The sequence below is a fragment of the Bacteroides sp. An19 genome, from assembly GCF_002160215.1.
GTDB classification, from domain to species: domain Bacteria; phylum Bacteroidota; class Bacteroidia; order Bacteroidales; family Bacteroidaceae; genus Phocaeicola; species Phocaeicola intestinalis.
This window is the reverse complement of the sequence record NZ_NFKD01000060.1, coordinates 1-13946: the sequence shown is the minus strand read 5'-3', so window position 1 is coordinate 13946 and position 13946 is coordinate 1. Positions and strand designations below refer to the sequence as shown.

Here is a 13946-nt window from a genome sequence, read left to right as displayed (position 1 = left end):
TTTTGTACCCAGAAATACAAGTCAACTTATGGTCAAAGCAATCTTTTTCGACATAGACGGGACATTGGTATCATTTCATACCCATACAATTCCCGAATCTACCCGCCAAGCTCTTGCCGCTGTACGCGAAAAGGGAATCAAGGTATTCATCGCAACCGGACGCCCCAAAGTATTGATGCAGAAAGCAGTGGGCAATCTGCCTTTTGACGGCTACATCACCTTGAACGGTGCCTATTGCTTCACTTCCGACCACAAAGACATCTACAAAGGCAGCATTCCGGAAGATGACATCGAACGCCTCATCCTGTTCAATAAACAACATCCGGAACTCCCGTTCGTATTCGTCCACGACGATACATGGTTCATCACAGGGGTGAACGAGGCTGTACAGGAAGTAGCAGACCTGATAAAAATCGACATACCTCCCGTACAACCCATCGAATATGCACGAGGCAAGGAAATTCTGCAAATCATGGGCTACTTCAAGGCGGATGATGATAACAAAGTATTTTCGGGTATACTGAAACACTGCGAACCGATGCGCTGGTATCCCCTCTTTGCTGACATCATCGCCCGTGGAAACAGCAAAAGCCACGGCATCGACAAAGTTATCGCCTATTACGGCATCGACCTGAAAGACACCATGGCGTTCGGCGATGGCGGAAACGACATCCCGATGCTACGTCATGCGGGCACAGGCATAGCCATGGGAAATGCTGCTCCCGAAGTGCAGGCGGCCGCCAACTATGTAACGACATCGGTAGACGAAGACGGCATCCTGAACGCATTGAAACATTTCGGCGTGCTGTAATATCCACCACGGGCATTAGCGCAAGGACAGGCGGGCAAGGTAATCATAGTGCTCGCCTTCGAATACTTTCTCTACGCGAAAGCCATAAGGTCTGGCGTATGCCGAGAGGGTATCAAAGTCAATGTAAAGCCAGTCGAAAGGCTCTCCTTTCACCTTGCCATACTGCATCTGGAAATCTACTTCCCCGTAATAGTCTGCCGCCAGGTCGACGAGATAACTCCCGTCTTCATCCTCGTACAAATAACGGAGGTCGCTCGAATCCATCAGCACACACCCGCCCGGAGCAAGCAACTGCTTGACACGCATCAGGAAAGCGTGCATGTTTTTCAACTTACCGATGATGCCCGACCCGTTCATCAGCATCAGGATGGTGTCGAACTGACCCGTGAATCCCATATCAAACACATTCGTAAGCCGGGCGTCCAGTCCGCGCCTCTTCATCACCTCCACCGACAAAGGGGAGATATCAATAGCCAGGCTTTCTTTCCCCATCTCCCGCAAAACAAGCGAATGGCATCCACTCCCTGCTCCCACATCCAATATCCGCCCGTATGCCAGCTGCAAAGCCTTCTGCTCTAGCAAAGGCATCTGTTCCAAAGTGCGGAACAAATCCTTTACCGGCAATTCATCTTCATCAAATTGTGAGGAAAACACCCTTAACTTTCCAGCTTTCCCAGTTGTAAAATATTCGTAAATGGCCCGTCCCATCGGGTCCTTGTCTTCAGTCAACCTATGTCTTTTCATGATATGATTTCTAATAGTCAGGCAAACTTACACATTTTCTCCGAAAATCGGAACAGATTGTTTGACAAAATGTAAAAAACGGCTACTGGTGAAGCTGAAAGCAAAAAACGTTGCGGAATTTATCAACAAAGGGAAAGGACTATTTCAAGCAATGCCGGATACCGACAACAGGAAAAAGGTGTAAAAGTGGATAAATACAAGTTTTTAGAAAAAATATTCGCTCAAAATGAATATTGTTTCCATATTATCTGTATATTTGCACCCGATTGAAGAATAAATATGCAGATGAAAAGCAAGAACAGCAGACTCGATTCCATCAAGATGATTATCTCAAGCAAAGAGATAGGCAGTCAGGGAGAACTTTTGGCAGAACTGGAAAAAGAAGGTTTCCAACTTACACAAGCCACACTCTCGCGCGACCTGAAACAACTGAAAGTGGCAAAAGCAGCAAGCATGAACGGCAATTACGTATATGTGTTGCCCAACAACACCATGTACAAACGCATGACCGACCCGCAAAGCGCATCGGAAATGCTTCGTCATACAGGGTTCCTGTCTATTGAATTTTCCGGAAACATTGCCGTCATCAAGACACGCCCCGGATATGCCAGCAGCCTTGCCTACGACATAGACAACAACCATTTTCATGAAATCATCGGAACCATAGCAGGCGATGATACCATCATGCTGGTCATGCGGGAAGGATGCACCCGTACGGAATTGAAACAGGCACTTACTCATGTGATAGCGAATATCAACTTATAAAGAATAATCATACAGAAATGGACGCAAAACAAATAGACGTTATGGTGGCAGATGCTTCGCACGAAGCATACGTAGACACAATTCTGGATACCATCCGGGAAGCTGCCAAAGTGCGGGGCACAGGCATTGCCGAACGTACGCACGAATATGTCGCAACCAAAATGAAAGAAGGCAAAGCCATCATTGCCCTTTGCGGGGATGAATTTGCAGGCTTTACTTACATCGAATCATGGGGAAACAAGGAGTATGTAGCCACTTCGGGCTTGATTGTCCACCCTAAATACCGCGGATGCGGACTTGCCAAACGAATCAAACACGCTTCGTTTACGTTGGCACGCCTGCGCTGGCCCAAAGCCAAGATATTCAGCCTGACCTCAGGGGCAGCTGTCATGAAAATGAACACCGAACTGGGATATGTACCGGTAACATTCAACGAACTGACCGATGACGAAGCGTTCTGGAAAGGATGCGAAGGATGCATCAACCACGAGATACTGATGGCAAAAAACCGCAAGTTCTGCATCTGCACGGCCATGTTATACGACCCGGCACTGCATACAGACGATGAGCATACAAACTTCTGACAAATGAAGAATTAAGAATGAAGAATTACACATAATAAATATAACCTTATGGAAGAAAAGAAAAAAGTTGTCGTTGCTTTCAGCGGCGGGCTGGATACTTCGTTCACCGTGATGTATCTGGCAAAAGAAAAAGGATATGAAGTATATGCCGCTTGTGCCAATACGGGCGGATTCAGTGCCGAACAATTGAAAAAGAATGAAGAGAATGCCTATAAATTAGGCGCGGTGAAATATGTCACCCTCGACGTAACACAAGAATACTACGCCAAGAGCCTGAAATACATGATATTCGGGAACGTGTTGCGTAACGGCACCTATCCTATTTCCGTAAGTTCGGAACGCATCTTCCAGGCACTTGCCATTGCCCGCTATGCCAACGAAATCGGTGCACATGCCATTGCGCACGGCTCTACCGGTGCGGGAAACGACCAAGTACGTTTCGACATGACGTTCCTGGTCATGGCTCCGGGAGTGGAAATCATCACCCTGACCCGCGATATGGCATTAAGCCGTGACTATGAAATCAATTACTTGAAAGAGCACGGTTTCGAAGCCGACTTCACCAAGCTGAAATACTCCTATAACGTAGGCATCTGGGGCACTTCCATCTGCGGAGGGGAAATCTTGGATTCGGCACAAGGACTGCCCGAAAGTGCATACCTGAAACAAGTTACCAAGGAAGGAAGCGAACTGCTGAAGCTGGAATTCAAGAAAGGTGAGCTGTACGCTGTCAATGGGGAAGTGTTCGACGATAAAATCAAAGCCATCCAGCGTGTAGAAGAAATCGGAGCACCTTACGGTATCGGACGGGATATGCACGTAGGCGATACCATCATCGGCATCAAAGGACGCGTAGGATTCGAAGCCGCAGCCCCGATGCTGATAATCGGTGCACACCGCTTTCTGGAAAAATACACGTTGAGCAAATGGCAGCAATACTGGAAAGACCAGGTGGCAAACTGGTACGGCATGTTCTTGCACGAAAGCCAATACCTGGAACCGGTGATGCGCGACATCGAAGCCATGCTGACCGAATCGCAACGCAACGTAAACGGTACGGCTATCCTTGAACTCCGCCCCTATTGCTTCTCTACCGTAGGCGTAGAATCAGAAGACGACTTGGTAAAGAACAAGCTGGGCGAATACGGGGAAATGCAGAAAGGCTGGACGGCAGAAGATGCCAAAGGCTTTATCAAAGTACTCTCCACTCCGCTGAGAGCCTATTACGCAAACCATAAAGACGAAATGATGTAACACTAAACCAACAACTATGGAAGGAAAGAAACTCAGACGTCCACGCAATAGCAGAATGATAGCCGGTGTATGCTCAGGCATAGCCCGTTTTTTCGATCTGGATCCGACACTGGTACGGCTTATCTATGCATTGCTGACCGTCTTTACCGCTTTTGCAGGTGTCATCATCTATTTATTAATGTGGATTATCGTTCCCGAAGACAATAACTGAGTATGATAAAAGCTGGAATTATAGGAGGAGCAGGATATACAGCAGGCGAACTGATTCGCCTGCTTATCAATCACCCTGATGTGGAGATTCATTTCATCAACAGTTCGAGCAATGCCGGAAATAAGATTACCGATGTACACGAAGGACTGTATGGCGAAACCGATTTGACCTTTACCGATGCACTGCCACTGGATGAAGTGGATGTGGTGTTTTTCTGTACGGCACATGGTGACACGCGCAAGTTTATGGAAAGCCACAACCTGCCCGAAGATTTGAAGATAATCGACCTGTCGATGGATTACCGCATTGCCGCTGAAGACCATGACTTCGTATACGGCCTTCCCGAACTGAACCGCCGCACCATCTGTCATAGCAAGCACATTGCCAATCCGGGATGTTTCGCCACCTGCATTCAGTTGGGGCTGTTGCCCTTGGCAAAACATTTGATGCTGAAAGGTGATATCATTGTAAACGCCATAACCGGAAGTACGGGAGCCGGAGTAAAACCGGGAGCGACTACGCATTTCAGTTGGCGGAACAACAACCTGAGCATTTACAAGCCGTTTACGCACCAGCACCTTCCGGAAATACGCCAGTCGCTGAAGCAATTGCAGAACAGCTTCGATGCAGATATTACGTTCATCCCTTACCGCGGCGACTTCGCCCGAGGCATTTTCGCCACTACAATCATAAAGACGAAGGTAGAATTGCCCGAAATCGTGAAGATGTATGAAGACTATTATGCCGAAGACTCGTTTGTGCATATCGTAGAAAAGAGCATCGACCTGAAGCAAGTGGTCAACACCAACAAGTGCCTGATTCACTTGGAGAAGCACGAAGACAAACTCCTCATCGTGTCTTGCATTGACAACTTGCTGAAAGGCGCCAGCGGCCAGGCAGTACACAACATGAACCTGATGTTCAACCTGGAAGAAACGACAGGACTCAAGCTGAAGCCAAGCGCTTTTTAAATGAAGAATGAAGAACGAAGAATGAAGAATTTTCGTAAACGGCATAATTCGACATTGCATATCAAGAGCTATTTATTTGCTTTACGCATTGTACGTATGGTACAATATCTGCGCAATGAAAAACAAGAATTTATCCTTAGCAAACAAGTTCTTCGTTCGGGAACAGCTATTGGTGCTTTGGTACGTGAATCAGAATTCGCCCAAAGTCCAGCTGACTTTATTAATAAATTAAGCGTCGGACTGAAAGAGGCAAACGAAACCGACTATTGGCTCAATCTGCTATATGACAGTGACTATATGGATGAACAATCGTTTACCAGTATAGAAGAAGACTGCAATGAATTAATAGCCCTATTCGTTTCATCAATAAAAACAGTAAAAAATAACCAGAAGAAGAATGAAGGAAGCACCCACTGAATTCTTCATTCTTCATTCTTAATTCTTAATTTAAATGAGACTTTTCGATGTATATCCTCTCTTTGACATTAACATTGTCAAGGGAAAAGCCTGCCACGTGTGGGATGACAAAGGACAAGAATACCTTGACCTGTACGGAGGGCACGCCGTTATCTCCATCGGGCATTCACACCCGCATTATGTGGAAATGATAAGCAAACAAGTTGCTATGCTGGGATTCTACTCCAACTCGGTCATTAACAAGCTGCAACAGGAAGTTGCCGACCGGTTGGGAGCGATGTGCGGCTATGACGATTACCAGCTGTTCTTAATCAATTCAGGAGCCGAAGCCAATGAAAATGCCCTGAAACTGGCGTCTTTCTATAACGGACGCACACGCATTGTTTCTTTCGGCAAAGCTTTCCACGGACGTACCTCGCTGGCGGTAGAAGTGACCGACAATCCGAAAATCATCGCTCCTGTCAACGCCAACCAACATGTTACCTACCTACCGCTAAATGATACAGAAGCCATGAAAGCCGAACTGGCAAAAGGCGATGTCTGCGCCGTTATCATTGAAGGTATTCAAGGGATAGGCGGCATCCGGATACCCGATACAGACTTTATGAAAGCTTTGCGCCAAGCCTGCGACGCAAACAACACCGTACTGATTCTGGACGAAATCCAGTCGGGTTACGGACGAAGCGGCAAGTTCTTCGCTCACCAATACAGCGGCATCCGCCCCGATATCATTACTGTAGCCAAAGGAATCGGCAACGGTTTCCCCATGGGAGGCGTACTCATCAGTCCGAAATTCAAACCCGTTTACGGACAATTAGGCACGACTTTCGGCGGTAATCACCTGGCTTGTGCCGCAGCAATTGCCGTACTGGATGTCATAAAAGAAGAGAAGCTGATAGAAAATGCGGCAAAAGTCGGCACACATTTATTAGAAGAACTGAAGTGTTTCAAGGGCATCAAGGAAGTGCGCGGATGTGGTCTGATGATAGGGCTGGAATTTGAAGAGCCTGTTAAAGAGCTGCGTACGAAACTGCTCTTCGAGCAAAAAGTCTTTACAGGTGTAAGCGGAACCAATGTCATCCGTCTGCTTCCCCCTCTCTGCCTCAGCATGAACGAAGCGGATGAGTTCCTCACCCGCTTGCAAAATGCGATGAGAACAATAGGGTAATAAATTTGCATAGTAGCACTACCTGTCTAAGGGAATGAAGTGAAGTATCTTCAATGTCTACGAGATGCTTCACTTCGTTCAATATAACAAAATAGAAAAATAAAGTTGTTTTCAATGGTTCAAAGATACTAATTTGAAAGCAAATCACAACCTTATTCATCAAATTTCCTGTTCTTGAAAGTTGTTTTCAACGGTTCAAAGATACCAATTTAAGAGCAAAATCACAACAGGGAGGTGCGCGAGTGCGCGCCGAAACTATTGTTTCCAAGGGTTCAAAGCTACACTGATAGTATTTGCCATACCAGTCCTCGCATAATCCTAATATGCCAGGACTGCAGTCCTACTACCAATAGGACTGCAGTTTCTACTCCTCAACACAGCAGTCCTAATTAAGGAGGACTGAAAACAGAGTTATATGGAACGTTTCAAACAGCCATATGCATCGGGGTAAGTACCCCAGTCAAGCAGTGAAGCCGATGCGCCTCGCCAATGCAACCTTCGGGGCGTTTTCATAAAGGAAGGCAGGTTCGGCTCCGGCGACATCCGTTTCCTCTATCCAGCGGAACAATTCGGAGGATTCGGTGGAAAGCGGCAACGCCATCACCCGTTTCGCCATGCACTTCAAAATGCCGTGCTCTACCAGATTGTGTACCCAACGGCCGTTGCCGAAGTGCTCATCCTTATGCAAGACGGCTTTTTCTATCAGCTTCGCCAAGCGGACGTCTGCCGCCTCGCTCAGTTCGAAGTTACGCTCCGCCAACAAGTGCCGCGCCATTTCCGTCAATTCGTCTGATGTGAAGTCATCAAAGTGAAGGCGGAGCGGGAAGCGGCTGTCCAGCCCCGGATTCAGGCGGAACAACGCCTGCATCTGCATTTCATAACCCGCCAGGATGACTATCAGGTCGGGGTTCGGTTCGGAAAGAACGGTCATCAAAGCATGAATCACTTCCTTGCCGAAGTCGCGCGAATCGTCTTCGTGAACAAGTGTGTAAGCCTCGTCAATGAAAAGCACCCCGCCACGGGCCTCAGCTATCGCGGCACAGGTTTTTTGCTCGGTCTGACCGATGAACTCGCCTATCAGTTTCGCACGGTTCGTCTCTACGGTATGCCCACGTGAGAGCAATCCCATTTCATGGTAAATTTCCCCTATCAGGCGGGCAACGGTGGTTTTCCCCGTACCCGGACTGCCCAAGAACAAGAAATGATTACGGTTCTCTGCCGAAACTTCCAGTCCTAATTCCTTGCGGCGCCGGGTGAACAAAGCCATCGCGCAAGCCTCGAGCAGTTCGTCTTTCACCCGCGAAAGACCTACCATTTCTTCCAACCGCTGCAAGGCAGGTTTCCTTTCCTCGTCCTGTACTTCTGCCGCTTCCGGCATTTCCGTTTCGTCCGGAGAGAAGCCTTCAGGCTCCGTCTTCCTTTCGGTAAGAAGCGTTTCGGGCAGACGGAAACACGTGTCTTCATTCTCGAAGAGCGAGAAATAAGGGTAGTAATCAGCATTCAGCCATTCCATGGTCAGAGTGGCTCCGTGAAAAACAAATACCGTATCCGGAGCGATATGGGCGCCTACCAGATAACACACCCGCTCCAACAAGTGAAGGGAAAGCATATCATCATCCGCCCCGCTCACCTCGGTCAGCACGCATTCTTTCCCCCATTCCTCCTTAACGCAAGGAACCAATACCAACGAAGCGAACCGCTCCGCCCAATCGGCATCGCCCGTCACTTGAAGCGGAGGTACCGAAGCCCATGTCTTCGTTTCTATATTTTGCGTAAAGAGCCGGATTTGTTCCATGAAACGGACGATGAAATCCTCGTCAAGATGAAAGCCTTCCAAAACAGGCCACCACGACCGGAAAGCCAACCGCCCGGCAAAGAGCATTTCGGGCGAAGAAGGCTCCAGGCTTTCCAAACGGGCACTCGAATCAATGCCTTCGCCCGTGTAAAGAAACAAATCCGCTTTCCAGCTTGGAACGCCGTTGACATAAACAAAAGCCCGATACGTCCCGCCCGTCCAGGCATCGGATGAAGAGACTTCGAAATGCCACGTACGTATTGCCTTGCTTGAGGATGCCTGCCGGGCAGCGACACCCATCAGCCGGTAAGCGGAAGTATAAAGACGGACAGACAATTCACGCACGTCGCTCCGTCCTTTTGCAAGGATAATATCAACATTCAAACAATTTACAGCATATTCGGGAGCAGAAACCGCACTCCCTTCGGCGCGCCTCGCGCGAATCTGATGATTTTTCATATACAACAAAACAATGAAAGATTAAACATAAGAAAACAAAATTTGAATATCCGCAAACATCCCATGTAGGGGCGTATCGCATACGCCCGAATGCATCAACTAACCCATGCGGATATCTTCAGGGCGTATGCGATACGCCCCTACAAGGCAATTGGGTGGAATGCGGATATTAAAAAGCCCTTCTTCCCCATCCGGAAGAAAGGCAAATACACACGAAGCCAAAGAACACAACAACCCCTGCCGCTCTCCAGCGGTTGCCGATTCCATCACGTATGAAAACGCCATGCCTTGCCAAGCAAAAACATTCGCCCGACAAAAGCACACGTCATCCTCGCCCTTCTACGAAGAAGCGCTACGTGATAAACCGATTGTGTTGTGTCTTTGCATTGTTTTGTTGTTTTATAAAAACTGTTTTTGAATTTATCGCACGCTAATTGGGGGGATGAATCCTAAGATTTTTCCAATTCTTTAACCAGAAAGATAGCGTGCTATCTTACTTTCATCATCCCACGCAAAGGTATGGAAAAAGTTTGGACTTACCAAGCCAGACACCTTTATTTTGTCTGTCTATTTCCAGTCTTCTTTCCGCTTCTTGCATGTAGCGATAAGAAAGATTCCCAATAAAATAAGTGGAATACTTAGCAACTGTCCGATATTGAGCGTCATGCCTACCTCTTCGGCTACCTGCGGATTCTTCATAAACTCCAGTCCGAAGCGCGCGCCGAAAAATATCAACAGAGATACGCCCGTTATCAGCCCTACGTATTTTTGCAACTGATATTTATGATACATCACCCACGAAACGACCAATGCCACGAAACAATAGAGCATCTCGTAAATCTGTGTGGGATGACAAGCTTGAGCCAGTCCATTTTGGTTATACAATTCCTGCCACTCGCGCGAACGGACAAACTCGAATCCCCAAGGCAGAGTAGTAGGATAACCGAATATCTCCGAATTCATCAGGTTGCCAAAGCGGATGCACATACATACCACGGCTACGGCAGGTATCATCCGGTCGAAAAGCCACCAGACGCTTTTCTTGGTTACTTTCTTGGAATACCACACCAATGCCAGTATCAGGAGGAACACGCCTCCATGGCTGGCAAGCCCGCCTTTCCATATCTTCAGAATTTCTGCCGGATTGGCACTGTAATAGTCCCACTCGTAGAACAGGCAATGTCCCAGCCGGGCACCGACCACACTGCTTACAATGCAATATACAAAAAGCTTGTCTGCCCAATTGTCGGGATATCCTTCTTTCTTGAACAGGCGCGATACAATCTCGTACGCCAAAATAAATCCCAATCCCCACATCAGTCCATACCAGCGGAGTTCAATCTGTCCCAAATGTACCAAAACAGGATCTACATCCCATACTATGCTTGCTAACGTCATCGTCTTTTCCTTTTATGTAATTACAGTTGCAAAGGAACAAAAAAGCATCTGTTCTTCGGGCAGAAGTTCTGTTAAATTTTGAAACTATCCCTATCTTTTTGCCGGACTGGCAAATTATCGTTATATTTGTACTTGCATATATTTAATAATGTAGTACGATGAAATTCCCGATAGGCATACAGAGCTTTGAGAAAATGATAACAGAAGGATACTGTTATGTAGACAAAACGGATTTACTCTACCAACTGGTAAAGGAAGGTGCGATTTATTTCCTCAGTCGTCCCCGTAGGTTCGGGAAAAGCCTGCTTGTGTCTACCCTGAAGAACTATTTCTCAGGTAAGAAAGAGCTGTTCAAAGGACTTGCCATCGAGAAACTGGAAACGGAATGGAAGGAATATCCCGTATTCCACATCGACTTCAATGGAAGCAACTTCACCGTTCCGGGAACATTGGAAGATATATTGGAAGGCACCATAAAAGGCTGGGAACGGGAATACGGAAAGAGCCAGGACTATACGGATATTGGGAAACGCTTTGCATACGTCCTCAAACAGGCTCACAAACAATCGGGTAGACGTTGTGTGGTGTTGATTGACGAATACGACAAGCCTATCCTGGACGTACTCGATACGGGCATTAAGGGAGAACAGGAGGAAACGCTGCTGGAGGACCGGAACCGGGAAGTGCTGAAAGGATTCTATTCGGTATTCAAGGCTGCGGACGATGACCTGCAGTTCGTCTTGCTCACCGGAGTTACCAAGTTCTCGCAGGTAAGCGTGTTCAACGGTTTCAACCAGCCTGCCGACATCAGCATGGACATACGCTATGAAGCCCTGTGCGGTATCACCCAGAAAGAACTGGAACACTACTTTGCCGGTCCGATAAGTGATATGGCAGACAGGGAAGGCATATCCAAGGAAGAAATGACCGGTCTGCTCAAACGCCAGTACGACGGATATCATTTCAGTAAAGCCATGACAGATATCTACAATCCTTTCAGCCTGCTCAATGCTTTTGCCACGCGAGACATGCAAGATTACTGGTTCCGTAGCGGTACGCCTTCATACCTAATCCGCCTGCTTGCGCATACCGATGAGAACCTGGATGAACTGACCGGAAAATATTACGACCCGCAGGAGTTTGTCGACTATAAGGCAAATGTAGAAAAACCGTTGCCGATGATTTACCAGAGCGGATACCTTACCATTAAGGACTATAAACCACGCCGAGGCACATTCCTGCTCGACTTCCCCAACAATGAAGTGAAGAAAGGATTTGTATCTCTGGTGGCTTCCGACTATTTCAAGCCCCAACGGGAAAATGTAAATAGTTGGATACAAGACCTTATCGATGCGCTGGAGGAAGGTGATACAGACAAGCTGCATAAGCTGTTCACCTCCTTCCTTGCCGACATCCCTTACACCATGCGTCGCAAGCAGGACGAGAGGGAAAGGGAGCGTTATTTCCACTACACGTTCTACCTGATATTCCGTTTGGTCAGCGTCTATACGGTCTATACCGAAAAGGAACAGAGCGAAGGACGGGTGGACTGCATCGTAGAAACACCCGATTACGTCTATATCTTTGAGTTCAAGCTCGACGGTTCGGCAGATGAGGCATTACGCCAAATCGAAGAAAAAGGCTACGCACGCCCGTATGCTTCCGACAGGCGACTTATATATAAAATAGGTGCCAGCTTCTCCTCGCAGACCGGAACCATTGATGACTGGAAGATTCAAGGCTAATCTTCCAAACGGAACTCTGCCATTAACAGAATCTTTTCACGATTATCCCCAATAGTGATTTCTTTGAAATAACGGTAACGTCCGGGTTTGTTGGGATGCACATCGGGATAAAGGTGGGCAGTAAGCTTTTCCGTTTTGCCCGGACACAAGACATAGCCTATACTTATTACATTCGGATTTATAGGCAAATGATACCATTGCCCCTCCCGTTCATAAGCCAACGAGTAATCGGCTCCATAATGGATATTCGTACCACTTTCATTTGACAAGATAAAAGTTACGGTTTCCGATTGGACAGAAAAAGACGGAGAAGTGGTTTTCAAATGTACGCCTAATATCCCGCTTATACCTTCTTTCGTACAAGGTTCATCCATACGACCTCCACTAAATTGTAAAGCAGGCGAATCAATAATCTTCTTTCGGAACGCCTGCTGACTTTCGGGTGTATTTACTATCAGATTTATGGATAAATGATGCGCCCCTATACCATACCCTACCACATTGGCATTGACATCGGTATTCTCCGGTAAAGCCAAACGCTGACGGACCTTCCTTTGCAATACTATCAAATCTTTCTGCGAAAACAACGAATCACCTGTCAACTCCAAATGAAAAGCACTGCTTCCCGTTTTCTGTTCCAAAGTCTGACGTATAGCTACAGTATCGCCTTCTACCTGAAATACCAACATGCCGTTATCGTAATATACCCCCTTCAGGAACGGCGGACAATAAGGGTCGCTTGCCAAATCACCCGATATCCCATACACTTTATACAAACGGTAAAGCATATCCATTCCCGTAGCTTGTTTTTCCACAGGTGAGGATTTTACCACCAATGTATCCGAAGAATCGATTCCTCGCATTTGCCTGCCTCCGCACCCGGTCAAAACCAATAACACAAACCATATCAATGTATTTACTCTCATAGCCTATCCATAACTCCATGCCCAAATATACGAAAAATTCTGCATCCCTAATATATTTGGCAATATAAAATATTCTCACTATTTTTGTGCTATACCAATAAGCCATACGATATGAAATACCCGATAGGCATCCAGAGCTTTGCACAGATAAGAGAGGACCACTACACGTATGTAGACAAAACCGCCCTGATATACCAGCTGGTATCAACAGGGAAGATTTATTTCCTCAGCCGTCCGAGGCGGTTCGGGAAAAGCCTGCTTGTGTCTACCCTGAAGAACTATTTCTCAGGTAGGAAAGAGCTGTTCAAGGGGCTTGCCATCGAGAAGCTGGAAACGGAATGGAGGGAATATCCCGTATTCCACATCGACTTCAACGGAAGCAACTTTACCGTTCCGGGTACATTGGAAGATATACTGGAAGGCACCATAAAAGGTTGGGAACGGGAATACGGAAAGAGCCAGGACTATACGGATATTGGGAAACGCTTTGCCTACGTCCTTAAACAAGCCCATGAACAATCGGGTAGACGTTGCGTGGTGTTGATTGACGAATACGACAAGCCTATCCTGGACGTGCTTGATACGGGCATTAAGGGAGAACAGGAGGAAACGCTGCTGGAGGACCGGAACCGGGAAGTGCTGAAAGGATTCTATTCGGTATTCAAGGCTGCGGACGATGACCTGCAGTTCGTCTTGCT

Annotated in this window: 15 protein-coding genes; 10 read left to right on the top strand and 5 right to left on the bottom strand. The window is 47.1% G+C overall.

Going from position 1 to position 13946, the window contains the following annotated elements; all coding sequences use genetic code 11:
• Positions 1 to 28: 28 nt before the first annotated feature.
• The gene (locus B5F25_RS16900) at positions 29 to 811 is read left to right on the top strand and encodes a Cof-type HAD-IIB family hydrolase (protein ID WP_087250933.1); all 783 of its coding nucleotides are present in this window, start codon (positions 29 to 31) and stop codon (positions 809 to 811) included.
• A gap of 15 nt (positions 812 to 826) precedes the next feature.
• On the opposite strand, the gene B5F25_RS16895 is transcribed toward B5F25_RS16900, so the two are convergent.
• Positions 827 to 1555, bottom strand: coding sequence for a class I SAM-dependent methyltransferase (locus B5F25_RS16895; RefSeq protein ID WP_087250931.1), 729 nt, complete (start codon positions 1553 to 1555; stop codon positions 827 to 829).
• A 285-nt stretch (positions 1556 to 1840) separates the two neighbouring features.
• Between B5F25_RS16895 and argR the strand changes: the two genes are divergently transcribed.
• The 7 genes from argR to B5F25_RS16860 are packed head-to-tail and all read left to right on the top strand — an operon-like array spanning position 1841 to position 6925.
• A complete protein-coding gene (gene argR, locus B5F25_RS16890; protein WP_087250957.1) occupies positions 1841 to 2320 on the top strand; it encodes an arginine repressor in 480 nt (159 codons plus the stop codon).
• A 17-nt stretch (positions 2321 to 2337) separates the two neighbouring features.
• Positions 2338 to 2904, top strand: coding sequence for a GNAT family N-acetyltransferase (locus B5F25_RS16885; RefSeq protein ID WP_087250929.1), 567 nt, complete (start codon positions 2338 to 2340; stop codon positions 2902 to 2904).
• 48 nt (positions 2905 to 2952) lie between these two features.
• On the top strand, positions 2953 to 4158 hold the full coding sequence (locus tag B5F25_RS16880) for an argininosuccinate synthase domain-containing protein (RefSeq protein WP_013618751.1): 1206 nt from the start codon (positions 2953 to 2955) through the stop codon (positions 4156 to 4158).
• 16 nt (positions 4159 to 4174) lie between these two features.
• On the top strand, positions 4175 to 4369 hold the full coding sequence (locus tag B5F25_RS16875) for a PspC domain-containing protein (RefSeq protein ID WP_022039049.1): 195 nt from the start codon (positions 4175 to 4177) through the stop codon (positions 4367 to 4369).
• Between the two features lie 2 nt (positions 4370 to 4371).
• Positions 4372 to 5340 carry an N-acetyl-gamma-glutamyl-phosphate reductase gene (gene argC / locus B5F25_RS16870; RefSeq protein ID WP_022039050.1) on the top strand — a complete coding sequence of 323 codons (969 nt, stop codon included), beginning with the start codon at positions 4372 to 4374 and terminating at the stop codon, positions 5338 to 5340.
• Positions 5341 to 5757, top strand: a complete 417-nt coding sequence (locus tag B5F25_RS16865) for a four helix bundle protein (protein WP_087250927.1) — start codon at positions 5341 to 5343, stop codon at positions 5755 to 5757. It abuts the gene before it with no gap.
• 34 nt (positions 5758 to 5791) lie between these two features.
• Positions 5792 to 6925, top strand: a complete 1134-nt coding sequence (locus B5F25_RS16860) for an aminotransferase class III-fold pyridoxal phosphate-dependent enzyme (protein ID WP_087250925.1) — start codon at positions 5792 to 5794, stop codon at positions 6923 to 6925.
• A 460-nt stretch (positions 6926 to 7385) separates the two neighbouring features.
• Here the strand turns inward: B5F25_RS16860 and B5F25_RS16855 are convergent, their stop codons facing one another.
• The 3 genes from B5F25_RS16855 to lgt all read right to left on the bottom strand — a co-directional run bounded on the left by B5F25_RS16855 (position 7386) and on the right by lgt (position 10577).
• Positions 7386 to 9179: an AAA family ATPase gene (locus B5F25_RS16855; RefSeq protein ID WP_087250955.1), complete on the bottom strand. Its 1794-nt coding sequence runs from the start codon at positions 9177 to 9179 to the stop codon at positions 7386 to 7388.
• A gap of 99 nt (positions 9180 to 9278) precedes the next feature.
• Positions 9279 to 9464 carry a hypothetical protein gene (locus tag B5F25_RS16850; protein WP_087250923.1) on the bottom strand — a complete coding sequence of 62 codons (186 nt, stop codon included), beginning with the start codon at positions 9462 to 9464 and terminating at the stop codon, positions 9279 to 9281.
• 282 nt (positions 9465 to 9746) lie between these two features.
• Positions 9747 to 10577 (bottom strand): prolipoprotein diacylglyceryl transferase, encoded by an 831-nt coding sequence (lgt, locus tag B5F25_RS16845; protein ID WP_022038612.1) that lies wholly within the window; start codon positions 10575 to 10577, stop codon positions 9747 to 9749.
• A 158-nt stretch (positions 10578 to 10735) separates the two neighbouring features.
• Here lgt and B5F25_RS16840 point away from each other — a divergent pair, with 158 nt between their 5' ends.
• Positions 10736 to 12322: an ATP-binding protein gene (locus B5F25_RS16840; protein WP_087250921.1), complete on the top strand. Its 1587-nt coding sequence runs from the start codon at positions 10736 to 10738 to the stop codon at positions 12320 to 12322.
• Here B5F25_RS16840 and B5F25_RS16835 read toward each other — a convergent pair.
• On the bottom strand, positions 12319 to 13248 hold the full coding sequence (locus B5F25_RS16835; protein WP_140406968.1) for an immunoglobulin-like domain-containing protein: 930 nt from the start codon (positions 13246 to 13248) through the stop codon (positions 12319 to 12321). The genes B5F25_RS16840 and B5F25_RS16835 overlap by 4 nt on opposite strands.
• Positions 13249 to 13359: 111 nt before the next feature.
• Here B5F25_RS16835 and B5F25_RS16825 point away from each other — a divergent pair.
• Positions 13360 to 13946, top strand: a 587-nt coding sequence (locus B5F25_RS16825) for an AAA family ATPase (protein WP_162614445.1), incomplete at its 3' end; no start/stop codon positions are given.

Excerpts from the sequence above, each read along its gene's own strand:
- B5F25_RS16900 (WP_087250933.1), top strand. The coding sequence starts at position 29 with ATGGTCAAAGCAATCTTTTTCGACATAGACGGGACATTGGTATCATTT.
- B5F25_RS16895 (WP_087250931.1), bottom strand. The coding sequence starts at position 1,555 with ATGAAAAGACATAGGTTGACTGAAGACAAGGACCCGATGGGACGGGCC.
- argR (WP_087250957.1), top strand. The coding sequence starts at position 1,841 with ATGAAAAGCAAGAACAGCAGACTCGATTCCATCAAGATGATTATCTCA.
- B5F25_RS16885 (WP_087250929.1), top strand. The coding sequence starts at position 2,338 with ATGGACGCAAAACAAATAGACGTTATGGTGGCAGATGCTTCGCACGAA.
- B5F25_RS16880 (WP_013618751.1), top strand. The coding sequence starts at position 2,953 with ATGGAAGAAAAGAAAAAAGTTGTCGTTGCTTTCAGCGGCGGGCTGGAT.
- B5F25_RS16875 (WP_022039049.1), top strand. The coding sequence starts at position 4,175 with ATGGAAGGAAAGAAACTCAGACGTCCACGCAATAGCAGAATGATAGCC.
- argC (WP_022039050.1), top strand. The coding sequence starts at position 4,372 with ATGATAAAAGCTGGAATTATAGGAGGAGCAGGATATACAGCAGGCGAA.
- B5F25_RS16865 (WP_087250927.1), top strand. The coding sequence starts at position 5,341 with ATGAAGAATGAAGAACGAAGAATGAAGAATTTTCGTAAACGGCATAAT.
- B5F25_RS16860 (WP_087250925.1), top strand. The coding sequence starts at position 5,792 with ATGAGACTTTTCGATGTATATCCTCTCTTTGACATTAACATTGTCAAG.
- B5F25_RS16855 (WP_087250955.1), bottom strand. The coding sequence starts at position 9,179 with ATGAAAAATCATCAGATTCGCGCGAGGCGCGCCGAAGGGAGTGCGGTT.
- B5F25_RS16850 (WP_087250923.1), bottom strand. The coding sequence starts at position 9,464 with ATGGCGTTTTCATACGTGATGGAATCGGCAACCGCTGGAGAGCGGCAG.
- lgt (WP_022038612.1), bottom strand. The coding sequence starts at position 10,577 with ATGACGTTAGCAAGCATAGTATGGGATGTAGATCCTGTTTTGGTACAT.
- B5F25_RS16840 (WP_087250921.1), top strand. The coding sequence starts at position 10,736 with ATGAAATTCCCGATAGGCATACAGAGCTTTGAGAAAATGATAACAGAA.
- B5F25_RS16835 (WP_140406968.1), bottom strand. The coding sequence starts at position 13,248 with ATGAGAGTAAATACATTGATATGGTTTGTGTTATTGGTTTTGACCGGG.